1 protein-coding gene is annotated in these 961 nt (G+C 72.5%); it reads right to left on the bottom strand.

Features of this window, described 5'->3' with window-relative positions; all coding sequences use genetic code 11:
- Window positions 1-121: 121 nt before the first annotated feature.
- Window positions 122-961: alkaline phosphatase family protein (locus G6045_RS40645; RefSeq protein ID WP_206344834.1), on the bottom strand; the 840-nt coding region annotated here is incomplete at its 5' end.

The raw sequence follows: 961 nt of genomic DNA, 5'->3' as shown, positions 1-961 counted from the left end.
CCCCTGAGGGCCGGGATCAGCTCCCCTCCACGTACGAGGGTCAGGGCCCTTCCATGTACGAAGGGTCAGCGCCCCACCACGTACGAGGCCCAGTGCCCCCACCTAGTGCCAAAACCGAAGGTCAACTCTTCGACCAGGCCCGCCCGTCCACCGTCGCGTGGGAGTCGATCTCGCGGTCGAGCGAGGCGAAGACCTGGGCCGCGACGTCCTCGTGCCGTAGCGCGCGGTCCGGCTCGCCGGCCGCGATCGAGGGGCCGCAGCACGCGATCCATGCCGTCGTCTCCCGCTCCGAGCGCCCCCCGTGCCCGCCCTCGGGCCGGTGGCCGTGGTCGGTGACGACGATGACCGTCCACTCCTCCTGGGTGTACGAGGAGCGGGCGCGCAAAGCGGCGAGCAGCCGACCGAGCCGTTTGTCGGCGCGCACGATCGCCTCCTCGTACGCGTCGCCGCAGCCGAGAACGTGCCCGGTCTCATCGACCGCGCCGAGGTAGACGAAGGAGGCCTCGGGGTCGTCCTCCGTCAGGACCCGTACCGCTTCGCGCGTGATCGCCTCGTCGGTGGCGTCCCAGGCCTCGACCGTCTCGGCGGCCGCGGCGATGAACGTCGTACGGCCCGGGGTGCGGAACAGCGGTCCGCCGTGCGCGACCGTGAGCAGCGGCTGCCAGCCGGCGGCGACATAGGTGGACGCGCCGTGCTCGGCGGTCAGCCGGCTCGCGAAGTCGGGGAAGAGGTGCAGCCGGTTGCCGGAGAAGTCGTTGCTCCACACGGCGTGCTTGTCGATCCGGACGCCGGTGACGACGGTCGCCCAGCACGGGCCCGACATGGTGGGCGTACCGGGGTCGATGGCGACCGGGGCGAGGAAGCCCGCCTCGGTCACGGAGTCCAGGTGCGGGGTCGGCACCGCGGACAGGGTGTCGAGCGTGACGCCGTCGATGCCGACGACCAGGACGCGGCGGCGGGG

It is taken from the genome of Streptomyces mesophilus, assembly GCF_011044995.1.
GTDB lineage: Bacteria > Actinomycetota > Actinomycetes > Streptomycetales > Streptomycetaceae > Streptomyces > Streptomyces mesophilus.
Note: the sequence above shows the minus strand (reverse complement) of the source record. Positions and strands in the feature narration are given on the sequence as shown.